This is a genomic window from Lentzea sp. JNUCC 0626 (assembly GCF_043632865.1).
In the GTDB taxonomy this organism is placed as follows: Bacteria; Actinomycetota; Actinomycetes; order Mycobacteriales; family Pseudonocardiaceae; genus Lentzea.
The window spans coordinates 1,680,846-1,699,296 of sequence record NZ_CP171635.1; the positions used below are offsets into that span (position 1 = coordinate 1,680,846).

The window sequence follows — 18,451 nt, forward strand, 5'->3', positions numbered from 1 at the left end:
GCGCGGTCATGATCGTGGTCACCGGGGCGGGCCGCGGCATCGGTGCCGCGGTCGCCCGGCGGGCTGCCGCCGCCGGAACGCCCGTGTGCGTGAACTACCGCGCCAGCAAGGACTCGGCGGAGGCCCTCGTGCGCGAGATCGCCGACGCGGGCGGCACGGCGGTCGCGGTGCGGGCGGACGTCGCGGTCGAGGAAGACGTGCACGCCCTGTTCGACACCGCGACCGCCGCGCTCGGCCCGGTGACCGCGCTCGTCAACAACGCCGGCACCACCGGGGGACTCACCCGGATCCTCGACCTCGACCTCGGTCAGGCCGACGAGGCCTACCGGACCGTCGTGCGCAGCACCCTGCTGTGCACGCGGGAGGCGGCCAGGCGGATGGCGCGCAGCCGGGGCGGCGCCGGCGGTGTCGTGGTCAACGTGTCGTCGACCGGCGCCCGCACCGGCGGTGGTGGCGAATGGGTCCACTACGCGGCGATGAAGGCCGCGGTCAACACGTTCACCTGGGGTGCGGCGCAGGAACTCGCCGGGGAGGGCATCCGCGTCAACGCCGTCGCCCCCGGCCTGGTGCAGACCGATCTGCACGAGGACAACGGCGTCCCCGACCGTCCCGCGCGGCTGCGCGCCTCGGTTCCGCTCGGGCGGATCGGCGAGCCGGACGAGGTGGCGGAAGCGGTGTGGTTCCTGCTCTCGCCCGCGTCCTCCTACACCACCGGCGCCGTGCTCGAAGTCGGCGGAGGCCGCTGAACCTCCGTCCCCACCACGTCTGAGGAGTCCGAGATGGACAGTTCGACCCTGCTGGAACCCCACACCGTCGTGGGCCTGCCGACCGCACCGCACGTGATCACCCGAGGTGAGGGCGTGCGGGTGTGGGACACCGACGGCAAGGAGTACGTCGACGGCGTCGCCGGCCTGTGGTGCGTCACCCTCGGCTACAGCGAGCCGCGCCTGATCGAGGCCGCCACCAGGCAGATGGAGAAACTGCCGTTCTACGGTTCGTTCAACCACCGCACCGCCGACGTCACCGTCGCGCTCGCCGAGGACATCGCCGCGCTGTCCCCGATCCCGATGGGACGGGTGTTCTTCGGCAACTCGGGGTCCGACGCCAACGACAGCGCGATCAAGTTCGCCTGGTTCTACCACTGCGCCAAGGGACGCCTGCACCGCAAGAAGATCCTGTCCCACCACCGCGGCTACCACGGCGCGACCACCGCGGCGGGGTCCGCCACGGGCCTGGCCCACATCCACAACGGGTTCGGCATCCCGCTGCCCGGGTTCCTCCGGATGCACACGCCGGACGTGCTCTCCACGCAGGCCAACGGCCTGTCGGACGAGGAGTTCGTGGACTGGCTGATCGACGAGCTGGAGCTGCTGATCAGCCAGGAGGGCCCGGACACGATCGCCGCGTTCATCGCGGAACCGATCATGGGCGCCGGCGGCCTGGTCATCCCGCCGGACGGCTACTACGCCCGCGTCGAGGAAGTGCTGAAGCGGCACGACATCCTGTTCATCGCCGACGAGGTGATCACCGGGTTCGGCCGCACCGGCTCGATGTTCGGCACGACCGAGTTCGGACTGCGGCCCGACATGATCACGGTCGCGAAAGGACTGTCGTCGGCCTACCTGCCGATCTCGGCGGTGCTGGTGTCCGGCGAGGTCTGCGCCGTGCTCGCCCGGGGCTCGCAGGAGATCAGGTCGTTCGGCCACGGCTTCACCTACTCCGGGCACCCGGTCGCGGCGGCCGTGGCCCGCGAGACGATCGCGATCCTGCGGGAGCGCGACATCCCCGGTCGCGTCCGGGCCGCGGCACCGGTGTTGACCAACGCGCTGGACAAGTTCCTCGGCGCCCCGCTCGTCCGCGACGTCCGCACCTACGGCCTGCTCGGCGGCGTGGAGTTCGACGCCGCCGCGTGCGGCATGCGACCGGGCGAACCCGGCAAGGAGCTCGTCGCGACCGCGGCCGAGCACGGCGTGCTGCTGCGGTTCGCCGGTGACACCGTGGTCTTCGCGCCTCCACTGGTCAGCACCGACACCGACCTCGAGGAGATGGTCGACCGCTTCGCGGCCGCCTACCGCTCGTTCCTGTCCACGCACGGCGTCACGGCCTGAGCCGGGGGAGCGTCGACATGGCGATCGGCATTCTCAGCACCGGTTCGTTCCTGCCCCGCAGGGTCGTGACCAACAAGGAACTCGAGTCCGTCGTGGACACCACCGACGCGTGGATCGTGTCCCGCACGGGCATCCGCGAGCGGCGCCGGGCGGAGGACGGCGCCGCGAGCTCGGACCTCGGCACGATCGCGGGGATGCGCGCGCTGCACTCCGGCGGACTGAGCCAGTTGCAGATCGACGGACTCGTCGTGGCCACCTCCTCGCCCGACTACATCCAGCCGGCCACGGCGTGCGTGCTGCAGGCCAAGCTCGGCATGGGCGCGGTCACCGCGTTCGACGTGTCCGCGGTCTGCACCGGGTTCGTCTACGGCCTCACCGCCGCCGTCGGCATGATGCGCGGCTTCCCGCAGCAGTACCGCCGCATGCTCGTGGTCGGTGCCGAGGCCTACAGCCGGATCCTCGACCCCACGGACCGCAGCACCAGCGTGTTCTTCGGTGACGGCGCCGGGGCCGTGGTGCTGGGCGAGGTGCCCGACGGCTACGGAGTGCTGTCCGCGCACCTGATGGCCGACGGCACGCAGGCCGACGTCGTCGGCGTTCCGGCGGGCGGCAGTGCCGAGCCGGCGTCGCACGCGACCGTTTCCGCGCGACGCCACTACTTCCACATGAACGGCCCGAAGGTGTGGGAGTTCGCCACGACCCAGCTGCCCGGAGCCATCAAGGAAGCACTGCTGCAGGCCGACCTCGGCGTCGAGGACGTCAGCCTGATGATCACCCACCAGGCCAACGCGCGGCTGATCGAGGCCGTGGGCGCCGCCGTGGGTATCTCCCAGGACAAGGTCGCGCTGACCGTGGAGCGCTACGGCAACACCGCCGCGGCCTCGGTCCCGATCACCCTCGACGAGGCGGTCGCCGCAGGCCGGCTGAAGCGTGGCGACGTCGTCGTCCTCGCCTCGGTCGGCGGCGGCATGACCGCGGGTGCCGTGGTCCTGCGCTGGTACTGAACCCAGAAGAACCGACTTTTCCCGTGCTGGCAGAAAGGCTTTCCCGATGTCCATCGCACTCATCCAGCCGCCGACACTGCCGCTGGACGAGCAGTTCGCCGAACTCTCGCGGCTGATCGTCGCGCCCAGGGCCGAACGCGCCTACGAGGCGGAGGCGTTCGACCGGATGTCGTGGCGGCAGCTCGCCGACCACGGCCTGTTCAAGATCGGCGTGCCGCACGAGCTGGGCGGCAGCGGCGGCACGTGGCGCGACCTCGCGGTGGCGGTGGCGGGGGTGGCCAAGGGCAGCGACGACCTCGGCTTCACGTTGTCGCTGATCGCCCACGTCGGTCTGGTGCGCGCACTGGTCCTGCACGGCGACGACTGGGCGCACCAGCACTTCCTGCCGCCGCTGCTGCGGGGCGCGGTCGGCGCCACCGCGCTGACCGAGACCCGCGGCGGCTCGGACGTGGCCCGCACCGCCACGGCCGCGCGCCGCACCGACGACGGCTGGCGGCTCAACGGCGCCAAGAACCACATCACCAACGCCCCGGTGGCCGACCGCGGTCTCGTGCTGGGCCGGGTGCCGGAGCTGGGAAGGCGGGACATCACGCTGTTCCTGGTGAACTTCCGCGCGCCCGGCGTGCGCCGCGGAGTTCCCGAGGAGCTGCTCGGCCTGCGCACCAGCCCGACCGGGCCGCTGCAGTTCGACGAGGTGTTCCTGCCGGAGCAGGCCGTCCTCGGCAGGCCGGGCGACGGCCTGCAGACGCTCTACGACGTGATCAGCTTCGACCGTGCGCTCTACGGCCTGGTCGCCGCCGCCTACCTGGAGCCGCGCCTCGACAGCGTCCTCGACTTCTGCGAGCGGCGCGAGGCGTTCGGCTCCGCGATCATCGACCACCAGTACGTGCAGGGACGCGTCACCGACATCCGCGTCACCATCGAGGTGGCACGGGCGGTCTCGCTGGCCGCGATCGACTCGCTGGTCGACCGCGACCCCGAGGCGTCGCTGCGCTGCTCGGTGGCGAAACTCGTCGGCTCTGAAGGCCTGGTCGAGGCCGCGACGAACCTGATGCGGCTGCGCGGCCACGTCGGGTACATGCGCGGCGACACCACCCGCGACGTGCAGGACGCGCTCGGCACGCTGATCGCCGGCGGCACGTCCGAGATGCAGCGCAAGAACATCATGAACCAGATCAACGCCCTGCGCGGTGCGCGATGAGCGACCGGTTCGCGGTGGGCGCCAAGGCGGTGCGCGAGCACGTCGTGCGATCCCAGGACTGCGCCACCGCCTGGGAGAACGACCTCCCCGTGCTCGCCACGCCGGTGTTGCTGTGGCTGGCGGAGGTCACCTCGATGAAGGTGATCGAGGACGTGCTGGCGCCCTCCGAGATGACCGTGGGCTTCCAGCACGACAACGCCCAGCACGTGGCCGCCACCCCGGAGGGCTGGACCGTCGCGGTCACCGCCGAGGTGACCGAAGTGGACGGACGCATGCTGACGTTCTCCGTGCAGGCGCACGACGGTGTGGAGGTCGTGTACCGCGGCACGCACGTCCGCGCGGTCGTCGACCGGGAGAAGTTCCTGCGCCGCTTCGAGGAGAAGGTGGCCCGCTCATGACCGCCCCCGCGCCGGCCGCCGCCCCCGCGGCGGCCGGGCCCTCCCGGTTGCCCCGGTCGTTCCACTGGCTGTGGGCGAGCGCGGGCAGCGCGACCTTCGCCGACGGCGTCTACCAGGTGGCGCTGCCGATCGCGGCCTTGCAGCTCGGTGGCGGACCGGCGGCCGTGGCCACCGTCTACACGGCGGCGCGGCTGCCGTGGGCGCTGACGGCGTTGCACGCGGGTGTGCTCGTCGACCGGTTCGACCGGCGCCGGATCATGGTGATCGCGAACGTCGTCCGGACGCTGATGCTGTTGTGCGGCGCCGCCGTGGTCGTCTTCGGCGGTGGCGTCCTCGCGCTGGCGGCCATCGCGTTCGTGCTGGGCGTCGCGGAGACCGCGGGCGACACGGCCATGCACAGCATCACGCCTCGCGTGGTCGACAAGGACCAGCTGGAACGGGCGAACAGCCGCATGCAGGCCACCGAACTCGTGACGCGGTTCCTGATCGGACCCGCGGTCGGCGGTCTGGTCGCCGGCATCGCGCTCGGGTACTCGTTCGGCGCGGTCGCGCTGCTCTACACGGCGGCGGCGCTCTCCGCGGTCAAGCTGGTGACCCGCGACGAACCCTCTGCGGCACCCACGAAGTTCTCGGTGCGCGAAGGGCTTTCGTTCCTGTTCACGCGGCGCAGGCTCGCGGTCTACGCGATCGGCGTCGGCCTGGTCAACGCCGGGTACGCGGCGTTCCAGACGGCGCTGCCGATCGTGGCGTTGCAGGGCGGCCCGCTCGGGCTGACCGCCGCCCAGTACGGGTTGCTGATCGGCGCGTCCGGCATCAGCGGCCTGGTGCTGGGGCTGTGCGCGCCGGCACTGGTCCGGTGGCTGGGCAACCGCGGCACGTTGCTGGTGGGCCAGGGCGTGCTGGCGCTCGGCATCGCCACCGCCGGTCTCACGCTGCACCTGCCGCTGATCGTCCTCGGCATCGCCGGCACCGGGTTCCTGGTGCTGGGCAGCGTGATCACCGTGTCGTACCGGCAGCGCGCGGTGCCGGACCACCTGCTCGGCCGGGTGACCGCCGCGTACCGGCTGCTCGCGTTCGGAGGACTGCCGCTGGGCTCCGCGCTCGCCGGTGGTCTGGGCGCGATCTCGTCACCGCGCGTGGTGCTGATCGCCGCCGGCGCGCTGGTCCTCGTCGCCGGCCTCGGGATGGCCGCGGTCACACCCGCCCAGGAGGAGTCATGACCACCCAGGAACGGGTCGCACTGCCGGCAGAGGCTCTCGGCCGGATCGACGCGACCGACCACCTCTACGCCTCCCGCCGCTGGCTCGCGGTCGAGGAGGAGGTGGCCGACGCGCCCCCGCTCTACGTGTCGTCGCCCAGCGGGTTCGCCGCCGCGTACCACTTCGACGAGCGCAGCAACCCGTGGCCGATCGCGCGCCTCGACCTGTTCCTGGAGGCCCTGGAACGGCCGTCCGCCGACGTGCTGCCGTGCTACCTGCTCGGCGGCAGAAGGCCGGGGCACAGCCGGTTCCTGGTCGACGACGGGCCAGACCGGGCGGAGGCGCTCACGTCGCTGGTGGGCACGGCGGCCGAGGCCGCGGCGGAGTCGGGGGCGGCGACGGTCGCCGCCCTCTACTGCGACGACTCGGACACCGAACTCGCAGCGGCTTTCCAGGCACACGGCGGGATTCGGGTGCCCTCGCACGCCACCTACCGCCTCGAACTGCCGGGTGAGTCCTTTGAGGACTGGCTGGGATCGTTGCCGCGCAAACAGCGCTACAAGGAGCTGGCCGACGTCCGCAAGCTGGAGGAGGCCGGCGTCAGCTACGACGTGCGGCCGCTCACCGAGGCCGACGTCGAGTGGATCGTGCCGCTGGAACTGGGCCTGTACCACAAGTACGGCAACGACTACCGGTCCTCCGAGGCCGCGAACCTGCACCGCGCCTACCTCCGGCACCTCGGTGAGGACGCGCTGATCGTCGAGGCACGGCGTGACGGTGACCGGGTCGGGTTCGCGTCGGTGGTCCGTCACCGCGGCACGGCCTTCGTGCGCCAGGCGGGGTTCGACGACGAGGCGACCGCCGGTGCGCCGGTCTACTTCGGCGCGGTGTTCCACGCCGTGATCAGGTGGGCGTACTCGGCCGGCGTCCGCACGCTCGACCTCTCCATCTCGTCCGGCCAGGTCAAGCAACGCCGGGGTGCCGCCGAACTCGCCCGCTCGGCGTGGATCGTGCCACTCACCGCCGCGGCCCGCCGGACGCTGGGCTGACCATGACCGCCGTGCTCGCGCCGCCCGCCCGGTTCACCGCGCTGGTCACCGCGGTGTCGGTGTCGGCTTTCGGGAACTTCCTCAACCTCGTCGCGCTGGCGCTGTTCACCTACGCGGTGACCGGCAGCGCCTGGGGTCTCGGCCTGGTGATGGCCGTGCGGCTCACCGCGGGGTTCGCGGGTGGGCTGGTCGCGCCGTCGCTGGTGCGGCTGCTGGGGTTGCGGCACCTCATGGTGTCCAGTGACCTCGCGCAGGCACTGGTGATGTGCGCGCTGGCCGTGCTGGGTTCCTCGGCGGGTCTTCCCGGTCTGGTCGTGACGGCGCTGGTGCTCGGCGCCGGCAACTCCGTCTCGAACGTGTGCGTGCGCGCCAGCGTCCCCGACCTGGTGCCGGAGGGCGAGAACGCCCGCTCGAACGGCAGGCTGGTGACCTGGCGGGCGCTGGCGGTGATCGCCGGGTACGCGTCGGCGAGCACGATCATCGCGTTCGGCGGCTTCGGCCTGGCGTTCTCCGTCAACGCCGCGTCCTTCGCCTTCTCCGCGTTCGTCGTGTCCCGGTTGCGGTGGAACGAGTCCCTGCCGCCGGTGCGGCGCGCCTCCGGGCCTTCGGCGTCGTTGCTGCGCGCGGTCGGGCCCGCGATCGCGGTGCTGGTGGCGGTGCGGGCGGCGGACGCCTTCGGTTCCGCCTCGCACAACCTCTCGTTGCCGGTGCACGCCTCCGCTGTGGCAGGCGCGGACGCGGCCGTGTTCATGAGCGGCTTCTGGGCCTCGTGGGCGGTCGGCGCGTTCACCGCGCGGTTCGTCGCGCCCCGGTTCGCCTGCAGCACCACCGCGTTCGTCGTCGGCACCTGTGTGATGTCGGTGTCGTTCGTGCTCGCGTTCACCGGTCCGCCGTGGCCGGTGCTGATCCTCGTGATGGTGTGCGCCGGTTTCTCCGACGGGCTCACCGAGATCGTCTACACGTCCCGGCTGCAGGAGGTCCACGGCGACCTCCGCGTGCGGTTGTTCGGCCTCTCCTCGACGGCCGAGACGGCCGGTTTCGCGTCCGGGACCCTCGTCGCCTCCGCGTTGCTGCCGACGCTGCCCGTCCTCGGAGTCGTCGCCGGGTTCCACACCGTCGCCGTGGTCTGCGCGCTCGCGCTGGCCCTGGTGTCCCGCCGGCTCACCTGACCTGTGGAAGGACCGACATGGCCACCTCCCTGTGCCGCGGACCCGAGCTGAGGTTCCCGGCGGAGCACCCCCTCGACCTGGCCGCGGCCCTGCGCCGTGCCGCCACCCGGTTCCCGGACTCCCGCGTGACCACCGTGACCGCCTCGGGCACGACCGCGGTCACCTACGCGTCCCTGCTCACCCGCGCGACCGAGCTGTCCGCCGGCTTCGAACCCGGTGCGCGGGTGGTGCTGGCAGACCTGCCGCTGGAGGAGTTCTTCCCGGCGTTCTGGGGGTGTGTGCTCGCCGGTGCGGTGCCCGTGCCGGTGTTCGGCCGCACGCCCCAGCCGCTCGGACGCGCCGACGACGGCGAGGCGCTGGTGCTGCTGTCGTCGGGCAGCACCGGTTCGGCCAAGGCGATCCCGCTGACGCACCGCGGACTCGCGGAGTTCGCCGCGGGTGCGGGGGAGAGCCTGGATCTGCGCGCCGGCGAGACGACGCTCAACTGGTTGCCGCTCGACCACAGCGCGGCCCTGCTGCTCTACCACCTGCTGCCGGTGTTCACCGGCGCCTCGAACGTGCACGTGGCGACCGACCTGATCACCTCGGAACCGTTGCGGTGGATGGACTTGCTCGCCGAGCACGGTGCTCAGCACAGCTGGGCGCCCGCGTTCGCCCACCGGCTCGTGGCGGACGCGTGCGAAGGCCGCTCGTGGGACCTCTCGCACGTCCGCACGCTGGTCAGCGGCGGCGAGCAGATCCCGGCGGAGCTGATGCGGCGCTTCGCGGCCGGTCTGGGACTCGACGAGTCGGTGCTGCGGCCCGCGTGGGGCATGACCGAGACGTGCACGGGCATCACCATCGGGCGGTTCTCCGACGGCCCGCACCGGGTGGTGCGGGGGAGTCTCACCGGCGAGCTGGAGTTCGCTTCTCGCGACGATTCCCGGCCGTGCGTCGAGTTCGTGCCGGTCGGACCGCCTGCTGCGGGAGCGTCCGTGCGGATCGTGCGGGGCGAGGAAGTCCTCCCGGAGGGCCGGATCGGTGCCCTGCAGGTGCGGTCGGCACGGGTCACGCCGGGTTACGTCGGCCTGGGCGAGCCGACGGGGGAGTGGTTCGACACCGGTGATCTCGCGTACGTCCTGGACGGCCAGGTCGTGATCACCGGGCGGGCGCGGGACGTCGTCATCGTCCACGGGCAGAACCACTTCTGCCACGAGATCGAGTCCGTGGCGGTGGACGCGGGCGCCCCCACCGGATGGGTCGCGGCGTGCGGGGTGCCCAACGCCCGCCGGGCCACCGAGGACCTCGTGCTCGTCGTCGGATCGGCCGATCCCGTGCCGGTGGAGGAGATCCGGGCGGCGGTGTTCGCGCGGCTGCGGCTGCCGGTGGCACGGGTGGTGGTCGTCGACCCCGCACGCTTCCCGCGCACCGGCGGCGGCAAGATCCGTCGCGGGGAGGTCAGTCGGCTGCTCACCGACGTGCCCTCGGTGGTGCGGGCGGCCGTCGAGCGGGTGACCGGTGTCCGCGCCGACCCGGCGAAGGCCTTCTACGACCTGGGTCTGACGTCGGTGATGCTCGCACGACTGCGCGCCGAGTTGGAACAGGACCTCGGCGTGTCTCTTCCCCCGACCGCGCTCTACGCCCATCCGTCGATCACCGCGCTCGTCCGGTACCTGGAGGGCGCGCAAGCGGCGCCCGCCGCACCCGAGCCGGTCGCGGCGGACACCCGGATCGCCGTGATCGGCATGGCGGCACGGGTACCGGGCGCGGACGACGTGGCGGAGTTCTGGGCGAACCTGCGCGCCGGTCGGTGCTCGATCACGCGCTTCGACGCTTCCGGCCGGGTCGGCGCCATGGGCACGATCACCGGCGCGGAGGAGTTCGACCACGCGTTCTTCGGCATGACACCGGCCGAGGCGGACCTGACCAGCCCGGCGCACAAGCTGTTCCTCCAGGAGTGCTACCGCGCGCTGGAGGACGCCGGATGCCTCGGCACCTCGGCCCGGGTCGGCGTGTTCGCCGGTTCCGGCATGCACCTGTACGGGCATCAGGACGGCCTGTCCGCCGCGGACGTGCCGGCCGCGATGCAGGCGGCGATCGGCGTGGAACCGGACTTCCTCGCCTCCCGCGTGGCGCACCGGCTCGGGCTGACCGGTCCCGCCATCGGCGTGCAGACGGCGTGCTCCACCGGTCTCGTCGCGGTCCACCTCGCGGTGCAGTCGCTGCTGACCGGCGACGCCGACGTCGCGGTGGCCGGTGCCGCCGCCGTGCACCTGCCGCAGGACGGTGGCTACGTCGCCCACCCCGACGGCATCCTGTCGCCCACCGGCGCGTGCCGGCCGTTCTCGTCCGATGCCGACGGCACGGTCGGTGGCAACGGCGTCGCCGCGGTGGTGCTCAAGCGCCTCGACCAGGCCCTCGCCGACGGGGACGTCGTGCACGCCGTGATCGTCGGTTCCGCGGTCAACAACGACGGCGCCGCGAAGGCCGGGTTCACCGCCCCGAGCGTGAGCGGGCAGGCCGAGGTCGTCCGGCTGGCGTTGGAACGAGCCGGTGTCGACCCCTCGTCGGTGTCCTATGTGGAGTGTCACGGCACCGGGACCGCGCTGGGCGACCCGATCGAGGTGTCCGCGCTGCGCGAGGTGTACCCCGGTCCGGTGCGGCTCGGGTCGGCGAAGGCGTCCGTGGGGCACCTCGACACGTGCTCCGGACTGGTCGGGCTGATCAAGACGGTGCTGATGCTGGAGCACGGGGAGATCGTGGCGACGCCCGGTGTGGGCGAGCCGAACCCCGCGCTGGACCTCGGACCGTTCACGCTCGCCACGGAGGGGCGCGGATGGCCGGCTTCGCCTGCGGCGGCGGTGTCCGGACAGCCGCGCAGGGCGGGCGTCACCGCCCTGGGGGTGGGTGGCACCAACGCGCACGTCGTCCTGGAGCAGCCGCCAGCGGTGGCGCAGCCGTCCGCGCTCTCGTCGCCCACCCGCGCCACCGCCGTGGTCCCGTTGTCCGCCCGCACCCCCACCGCCCTCGCCCGGTCCGTCTCCCAGCTCAAGGCCCACCTCACCGCCCACCCCGAGACCGCGATCGCCGACGTCGCCACCACCCTCGCCGCCCGCCCGCGCCACCGGCACCGCCTGGCCGTGACCGCCGAGACCACCGCCGACCTCGTCACCGCCCTGGACGTCCCGCTCAGCGACCCCGCCGGAGGCCCCGTGGTCTTCGCGTTTCCGGGCCAGGGCCAGGCACGCCCGGGCATGGCGACCGAGCTGTACGCCGAGTTCCCCGTGTTCCGCGCGGTCATCGACGAACTGTCCGAGCTCACGGATCTCCGAGCCCTGCTCGACCCCGCCGCCGAACTGGCCGTGCAGCCCGCGACGTTCGCGTTCCAGGTGGCCCTCGCCGAACTGTGGCGCTCGTGGGGTGTGGAGCCGGAAGTCGTGGTCGGCCACAGCATCGGCGAGTACGCGGCACTCGTCGTGGCGGGCGGGCTCTCCCGGCACGACGGCCTGCGGCTCACGGTCGCGCGCGGTGCGCTGACGGACCGGACCCCGCCGGGCGGGATGGTGGCGGTGCACGCGACCCGTGAGCAGGCGGAAGCCCTCGCCGAGGCGAGCGGCACCGACCTGGCCGTGGTCAACGGCTCGTTCAGCCACGTGCTGGCCGGTGACGCCGACGCCGTCGAGGAGGTCGCGCGCCGCGCCGGGGTGCCGTGCACGCGGCTCGGTGTGGACAGGGCGTTCCACTCGCGGTTCATGGATCCGGCGGTCCGCGAGTTCACCCCGGACGCGCGCTTCACGCCGTTGCGGATCCCGCTGGTGCGCGGGGTCGACGGCGTCCGGTTGCCCACGGGCGCGGTGATCGACGCGCGGCACCTCATCGAACACCTGCGCCGGCCGATGCGGTTCGACCTCTGCCAGGCCGAGCTGGGGGAGGGCGGGCCGCGGGTCGAGATCGGGCTCGACTCGGTGCTGTGCCGGCTGGGCCGCGCCGAACAGCCGGCGGCACGCTGGATCGGTGGCCGGATCGCCGACGCCGTCGCGGCCGCGCACACCGCGGGCATCGACGTCGACCTCTCCGGGTTCGCGGGCGGGAGGCGGATCTGGCTGCCCGGCTACCCGTTCGAACGCGGGCAGGGCGTCGCACCGGTCGAGACCGCGCCGACGGACGTCCTGGGCGGGGTGTGGCGGCTGACCGCGACCCGGCTCGGGCTCACCGGCGAGCCGCGGGCGGACGAGACGTTCCTCGCCCTGGGCGCGGACTCGCTCGCGTTGATGGGGCTGGTCAGCGAGATCGAACGCGACCACGGCGTGCGCCTGCCGGTGAAGGACCTGTTCACCGTGGCACCGACGCCCCGCGCCGTCGCCGCGCTGATCACCGGCGAGGCCGTCGACGAGGAGGTCGACGCTGTCGAGGAACCCGCGGCGCCGCCGGTGCCGTCCGGGTCGTGCGACTTCAGCCTGTCGTTCTTCGGCGACTACCCCGACGAGGCGCAGCAGGACAAGTACGGGCTCGTGCTCGCCGCCGCGGAGTTCGCCGACGAGCACGGTTTCCACGCGGTGTGGTTGCCGGAGCGGCACTTCAACTCGTTCGGCGCGCTGTTCCCGAACCCGTCGGTGCTGGCAGCCGCGATCACCGCGCGCACCCGGCACGTGCGGCTGAACGCGGGGTCGGTCGTCCTGCCGTTGCACAACCCGATCCGGGTCGCCGAGGAGTGGTCCGTCGTCGACAACCTCTCCGGTGGACGTGTCGGCCTCGGCTTCGCGAGCGGTTGGCACGCCAAGGACTTCGCGCTGGCCCCGGAGGCGTACGCGCGCAACCGCGAGCTGATGTACGAGCACATGGAGACGGTGCGCGCGTTGTGGTCCGGTGCGGAGGTGACCGCGACGTCCGGCACCGGCGAGCCCGTGGCCGTGCGGCTGCAACCGCGGCCGATCCAGGAGATGCCGCCGATGTTCACCGCCATCGCCGGCAACCCGGACAGCTACGTCAAGGCCGGTGAGGCCGGGCTCGGCGTGCTGACGAACCTGATGACGCAGTCCGTCGACGACCTGGCGCGCAACATCTCCCGCTACCGCAAGGCGCGCGCCGACGCCGGTCTGGACCCCGAGGCCGGGCGGGTCGTCGTGCTGGCGCACACCTACGTCGGCGCCGACGGCGACCAGGCACGCGAGGAAGCGCGCGAGCCGTTCCTGCACTACCTCAGGTCGTCGCTGGCGCTCGCCGGCCAGGCGCAGAGCCTGGGCCTGGCCGAGATGCCGTCCGAGGACTCGGACTTCCTGCTGCGCCAGGCGTTCGAGCGCTACACCGAGTCGCGCGCGCTGATCGGGTCCGTCGCGGACGCGGCCCAGGTCGCCGACACCCTCGTCGCCGCGGGAGCGGACGAGATCGCGTGCTTCGTCGACTTCGGGCTGCCGCGCGAACGGGTGCTCGAAGGGTTGCGGCACCTCGACGTGCTGCGCGCGGACAAGGTCGCCCGCCGCGCCCTGACTCCCGCCGAGCAGCGGATCTGGTTCATGGACCAGCTGAGGCCCGGCAGCGGGCTCTACCACGAGCCGAAGCTCGTGCGGCTCGACGGCGAACTCGACGCCGGCCGGTTCCGCGAGGCGGTGCTGCACGTCGTCGAACGGCACCCCGCCCTGCGCACGGTCTTCCTGGCCGAGGACGGCGTGCCCTACAAGGAGGTGCGGCCGGACCCGTTGGTGGAGTGGACCTTCGGCGAGGCCGTCGGACTCGACGAACGGAGCGCGATCGCCGGCATGGCGGCCGAGGCGGCTCGCGTGCGGTTCGACCTGGCGACAGGCCCCCTCCTGCGGGTGGCGGTGCTGCGGATCGCACCGGACCGGCATCTGGTGCACGTCCTCGCGCACCACATCGTGTTCGACTCGGCGTCGACCGGTGTGCTCCTGCGCGAGATCGCCGCGCACCTCCAGGGCGCGCCGCTGCCGCAGCCCGTGCCGGCGCCCGCAGTGGACCACGGCGGAGATGTCGAACACTGGCGGGAACTGCTCGAAGGGTCGCGCCCGTTGCGCCTGCCCGCCGACTTCCCTGCGTCGGCCGAGCCGACCGGGGAGGGCGCGGCGGTGACCCGTGCCTTCCTCACCACGCCCCGAAATCCGGAACTGAAGGCCACTCCGTTCATGGTCGTGCTGGCGGCCGTGAGCGCGGTCCTCGGCCGTCACGCCGGGGAGACCGACGTCGTCGTCGGCACCGCGATCAGCTCCCGCCCACCAGGGGCACGGGACGCGATCGGGCTGTTCCTCGACCTGGTGCCGCTGCGCGTCGACACCTCCGGCACGTTCCGCGAGCTGCTCGACCGGGTGGTGGCCGGGACGCTGGCCGCGTTCGAGCACCGCGGGGTGCCGTTCGACGAGCTGGTGCGGGCGGTCAACCCGGACCGGGACGGCGACGGCACACCGCTGTTCCGGGTGCTGGTGGAGTACGAGACCGAGCAGCCCGCGGAGTTCGGACCGCTGACGGCCGCGGTGCTGGACCCGCCGATCAGCCGGTCCGCCTACGACCTCTCGCTCTACTTCACCGAGAGCGCGGACGGGCTGCGCTGCGTGGCCGAGTACCGCACCGACCTGTTCGCCCCCGCCACGATCAGCCGCCTGCTGGCGAGCGTGGACGACGTGCTGGCGACCGCGCTGTCCTCTGTGGACTCTCCCGTCGCCGAGCTGACGGCGGCGAGCGACGCGGACCGAGCCGAGATCCTGTCGTGGCAGGGGAAGGTCGTGCCCGAGCCGGACGTGTGCCTGCACGATCTGGTCGGCGACTCGGACGAGGTCGCGCTGACCGGAGACTGGGGCAGCTGGACCTACCGCGAGCTGCAGTCCCGTTCCGACGAGATCTCCCAGGCCCTCGGGCCACGACCCGGTGAGATCGTCGCGGTGTCGTTGCCGCGCGGGCCGGAGTTGATCGCGGCACTGCTCGGCGTGCTCAAGAGCGGTGGCGCCTACCTGCCGATCGATCCTGGCCTGCCCGTCGCGCGCGGCCGGTTCCTGATCTCCGACAGCGGCGCCCGGGTGCTGCTCACCACCTCCGGCTCCGAGCTCGACGCCGGCACCACGCTGCTGGTCGAGGAGATCACCGCGCCCGCGGTCGTCGTGCCGCTGCCGGACGTGAAGCCGGACGACCTCGCCTACTGCCTCTACACCTCGGGGTCCACCGGGAAGCCGAAGGGCGTGCTCGTGCCCCACTGCGGGCCCGTGAACGTGATCCGCTGGCAGCAGCGCCAGCACCGGCCACTGAGGACTCTCGGCTGGACGTCCGCAGGGTTCGACATCAGCGTGCAGGAGATCTTCTCGACGCTCGCGTCCGGCGCCCCGCTCGTGCTCGTCGGCGACGAGGTGCGGCACGACCACGCGGCACTGGCCGACGTGATCCGGCGGCACCGGGTCGAGCGGCTGCTCATGCCGTTCACGCCGCTCAACGCCCTGCTGGAGTCCGGGCTGTCCGCGCCGTCGCTGCGGGTCGTGCTGTGCTGCGGCGAGCCCCTCGTGCTGACGCCGGCGGTGAGGGCGTTCTTCGCCGGGCACCCGAAGTGCGTGCTGCACAACCAGTACGGGCCGACCGAGGCGTCGATCATCGTGACCGACCACCCCGTCGACACCGCGGCCGGACCCGTCGCGCCGCCGATCGGGCGGCCGATCGACGGGGTGCGCGTGGCCGTGGTGGACAACGGCCTTCCCGTGCCCGTCGGCGCGGTCGGAGAGATCTGGCTGAGCGGGTTCGTGCTCGCCCGCGGCTACCGGAACCGGGACGAGGAGACCGCGGCGGCGTTCGTGCGCGACCCGTCCGGGCAGGTCTGGTACCGCACGGGCGACCTGGGACGGTGGCGGCCGGACGGGCGGCTCGCGTTCCTCGGCCGCGCCGACGACCAGGCGAAGATCCGCGGCAACCGGGTCGAGCCGGGGGAGACGCTGCACGCGTTGTGCGCGCTGCCCGAGGTCGGCGACGCCACCGTGGTCGTGCGGCGCGACCAGCGCGGTGAGGCCGAACTCGTGGCGTACGTCGTGCGCACGTCGGACGAACCGGGCCTGTGGCTGCGTCTCGCCGCCGCGTTGCGCCGGGTGCTGCCGTCGTACCTGGTGCCCACGCGCTGGGTCGCGCTGGAGCGGTTGCCGATGACCGCGAGCGGCAAGGTCGACAGGGCCTCACTGCCCGACCCCGTGCCCGTGGCGGCGGACCACCGGCCGGCCACGGACGCGGAGCAGGCCGTCCACGACCTCTGGTGCGCCGAGCTCGGGGTGCGGGAGGTGTCCGTGACCACGCCGTTCTTCGAACTGGGCGGGCACTCGCTCGCGGCCATCCGGCTCGTCGGCCGCGCGGCGGCCCAGCTGGGCCTGACGTGCTCGATGGCGGACTTCTTCGCCCAGCCGACCGTCCGCGCGATGGCCAGGCTGCTCGACGTGGCGCCCCTCACCGCGACGCAGGAGCGCCTGTGGCGCAAGAACACCGCGTTCGGCACGGCCGTCTACAACATGGCCTACCGGGTGGACATCACCGGCGACCTCGACCCCGGCCGGTTGCGGCAGGCGGTGAACGGGCTCGTCGAGCGGCACGACGCGCTGCGCGTGCGGGTGTGCGGAACGCCGCCGCGGCAGGTGGCCGCCGAGGTCGGCGAGATCGCGCTGCCGGTCGAGGAGCCCGCCGACGTCGACGCCTGGTGCGCCGAGCAGGCGAACCGCCCGTTCGATCTGGCGACGGCACCGCTGCTGCGGTGCGCACTGGCCAGGACGGCGGACGGCTGGGTGCTCGTGCTCGTCGCACACCACCTGGTCGTCGACGGGGCGTCGATGCCGTTGCTGTGGCGGGACCTGTCCGCGCTCTACGCCGGTGAGGAGCTCGACGAGGCCGCGAGCTTCCTCGACCTGGTGCGGAACCAGCCCGAACCCTCCGAGCGCGACCTGGAGTTCTGGCGGCGCGAGCTGTCCGGGGCCGAGGTGCGGTGGACGCTGCCGGTGGACCGTCCCGGACGGGCGAGCGGACGCGGCGCGACGCACCGGGAGGTGTTGCCCGCGACCACCTGGACGGCTCTCACGCGGACGGCCCGAGCGGCGGGGACCACGCCGGTCGCCGTGCTGGCGGCGGAGTTCGCCGGCTGGGCGGGCGAGCTGATGGGCACGGACGACCTGGTGCTCCCGCTTTCCAGCGCCCGGCGCACGACGGCCACCGCCGAGGTAGTCGGGATGCTCGGTGACGTGGTGCCGATCCGCGTCCGGCTGGACCAGGACGACCTCGTCGGGGACGTCGGCAGGCGACTGTTCGCCGCGCTGGACCACCAGGACGTGCCGCTGCCGGACGTGCTCGCGGCCGCGTTGCCCGACGACGAACCCGCGACCCTGCCGAACGTGCTGTTCAGCGTGGTGACGACACCGCCTGCGCGCGTGGAGCTGGGAGGTGCGCGGACACGGGTGACATCGCTGCACGTGGACGGGTGTGCGCGCACGGACCTGTACGTCGCCGTGGTGCCGGACGAAGCCCTGTACGTCGAGTATTCGAGCGACCTGTTCGACGCGGCCACGATCGCGAAGTGGGCGCGGGAGCTCGTGGCGCGGTTCGCCCGCGTGGAAGAGCTCTGCGCGCCACGCGCTCATGTGCCAACATCGGGCAGTGCTTCAGGTGTGCCTCAACGGGGCCTTGCCCCGGTCCGCGTCCGATCATCTGCCGTTCACCCCCGCCGAACTGGCTGAGTCCGCGCGCGCCGCGGTCGAGGCGGGCGCGCAGGACGTCCACCTCCACCCGAAGGACCCGCAGGACCAGGACACGTTGTCCCCCGAGCACGTCGGCGCCGCGGTCGAGGCCGTGCGCGCCGCCGTGCCGGGGGTTCCCGTCGGCGTGACGACCGGCGACTGGATCGACCCCTCCCCGCACCGCAGGGCCGACCTGATCAGGTCGTGGACCGTGCTGCCCGACCACGCCTCGGTGAACTGGCACGAGGACGGTGCCGAGATCGTCGCGCAGGCCCTGTTGGACAAGGGAGTCGGCATCGAGGCAGGGCTCTTCTCCGGCACCGTGGGCACCAAGAAGTTCCTCGACTGGCCGCACGCGCGTCTCGTGACGCGCGTGCTCGCCGAGATCACCGACGAGGACCCCATGACCGCGCCCGCCACCGTGGAGACGGCGCTGGAGGAGCTGGAGGGCTTCGACCGCCCGGTGCTGCTGCACGGCGAGGGTGACGCGGCCTGGGAGGTCCTGCGCATCGCACTCGCCCGCGGCCTCGACACCCGGATCGGGCTGGAGGACACGCTCGTCCTGCCCGGCGGTGATCCGGCGACCGGCAATTTCGCACTCGTGCGGGCCGCATTTGCCTATAGGGTTCCCTGATGGCGGGCAGGTGGTACG

The 18,451-nt window shown here is 72.9% G+C and carries 10 protein-coding genes; all 10 read left to right on the forward strand.

Annotation, left to right across the window (positions count from 1 at the left end):
* Positions 1 to 8 precede the first annotated feature (8 nt).
* From JNUCC0626_RS07640 to JNUCC0626_RS07685, 10 genes are read left to right on the forward strand one after another with little or no spacing between them, the layout of a single operon-like run.
* Positions 9 to 746 (forward strand): SDR family oxidoreductase, encoded by a 738-nt coding sequence (locus JNUCC0626_RS07640; protein ID WP_394618962.1) that lies wholly within the window; start codon positions 9 to 11, stop codon positions 744 to 746.
* A gap of 33 nt (positions 747 to 779) precedes the next feature.
* Positions 780 to 2,108, forward strand: coding sequence for an aminotransferase (locus tag JNUCC0626_RS07645; RefSeq protein ID WP_394618963.1), 1,329 nt, complete (start codon positions 780 to 782; stop codon positions 2,106 to 2,108).
* Between the two features lie 17 nt (positions 2,109 to 2,125).
* Positions 2,126 to 3,112 (forward strand): 3-oxoacyl-ACP synthase III family protein, encoded by a 987-nt coding sequence (locus tag JNUCC0626_RS07650; protein WP_394618964.1) that lies wholly within the window; start codon positions 2,126 to 2,128, stop codon positions 3,110 to 3,112.
* A 46-nt stretch (positions 3,113 to 3,158) separates the two neighbouring features.
* Positions 3,159 to 4,313 (forward strand): acyl-CoA dehydrogenase family protein, encoded by a 1,155-nt coding sequence (locus JNUCC0626_RS07655; protein WP_394618965.1) that lies wholly within the window; start codon positions 3,159 to 3,161, stop codon positions 4,311 to 4,313.
* Positions 4,310 to 4,711 (forward strand): thioesterase family protein, encoded by a 402-nt coding sequence (locus JNUCC0626_RS07660; RefSeq protein WP_394618966.1) that lies wholly within the window; start codon positions 4,310 to 4,312, stop codon positions 4,709 to 4,711. Before JNUCC0626_RS07655 ends, JNUCC0626_RS07660 begins: the two co-directional genes overlap by 4 nt.
* Positions 4,708 to 5,931: an MFS transporter gene (locus JNUCC0626_RS07665; protein ID WP_394618967.1), complete on the forward strand. Its 1,224-nt coding sequence runs from the start codon at positions 4,708 to 4,710 to the stop codon at positions 5,929 to 5,931. Before JNUCC0626_RS07660 ends, JNUCC0626_RS07665 begins: the two co-directional genes overlap by 4 nt.
* Positions 5,928 to 6,959 carry a GNAT family N-acetyltransferase gene (locus tag JNUCC0626_RS07670; protein ID WP_394618968.1) on the forward strand — a complete coding sequence of 344 codons (1,032 nt, stop codon included), beginning with the start codon at positions 5,928 to 5,930 and terminating at the stop codon, positions 6,957 to 6,959. Before JNUCC0626_RS07665 ends, JNUCC0626_RS07670 begins: the two co-directional genes overlap by 4 nt.
* A gap of 2 nt (positions 6,960 to 6,961) precedes the next feature.
* Entirely contained in the window at positions 6,962 to 8,128 is a 1,167-nt protein-coding gene (locus JNUCC0626_RS07675) for an MFS transporter (RefSeq protein WP_394618969.1), read from the forward strand.
* 17 nt (positions 8,129 to 8,145) lie between these two features.
* Entirely contained in the window at positions 8,146 to 17,799 is a 9,654-nt protein-coding gene (locus tag JNUCC0626_RS07680) for a MupA/Atu3671 family FMN-dependent luciferase-like monooxygenase (RefSeq protein ID WP_394618970.1), read from the forward strand.
* Positions 17,720 to 18,433: a 3-keto-5-aminohexanoate cleavage protein gene (locus tag JNUCC0626_RS07685; protein ID WP_394618971.1), complete on the forward strand. Its 714-nt coding sequence runs from the start codon at positions 17,720 to 17,722 to the stop codon at positions 18,431 to 18,433. Before JNUCC0626_RS07680 ends, JNUCC0626_RS07685 begins: the two co-directional genes overlap by 80 nt.
* Positions 18,434 to 18,451 lie beyond the last annotated feature (18 nt).

Coding starts and splice junctions, on each gene's coding strand:
- JNUCC0626_RS07640 (WP_394618962.1), top strand. CDS start 9: ATGATCGTGGTCACCGGGGCGGGCCGCGGCATCGGTGCCGCGGTCGCC.
- JNUCC0626_RS07645 (WP_394618963.1), top strand. CDS start 780: ATGGACAGTTCGACCCTGCTGGAACCCCACACCGTCGTGGGCCTGCCG.
- JNUCC0626_RS07650 (WP_394618964.1), top strand. CDS start 2,126: ATGGCGATCGGCATTCTCAGCACCGGTTCGTTCCTGCCCCGCAGGGTC.
- JNUCC0626_RS07655 (WP_394618965.1), top strand. CDS start 3,159: ATGTCCATCGCACTCATCCAGCCGCCGACACTGCCGCTGGACGAGCAG.
- JNUCC0626_RS07660 (WP_394618966.1), top strand. CDS start 4,310: ATGAGCGACCGGTTCGCGGTGGGCGCCAAGGCGGTGCGCGAGCACGTC.
- JNUCC0626_RS07665 (WP_394618967.1), top strand. CDS start 4,708: ATGACCGCCCCCGCGCCGGCCGCCGCCCCCGCGGCGGCCGGGCCCTCC.
- JNUCC0626_RS07670 (WP_394618968.1), top strand. CDS start 5,928: ATGACCACCCAGGAACGGGTCGCACTGCCGGCAGAGGCTCTCGGCCGG.
- JNUCC0626_RS07675 (WP_394618969.1), top strand. CDS start 6,962: ATGACCGCCGTGCTCGCGCCGCCCGCCCGGTTCACCGCGCTGGTCACC.
- JNUCC0626_RS07680 (WP_394618970.1), top strand. CDS start 8,146: ATGGCCACCTCCCTGTGCCGCGGACCCGAGCTGAGGTTCCCGGCGGAG.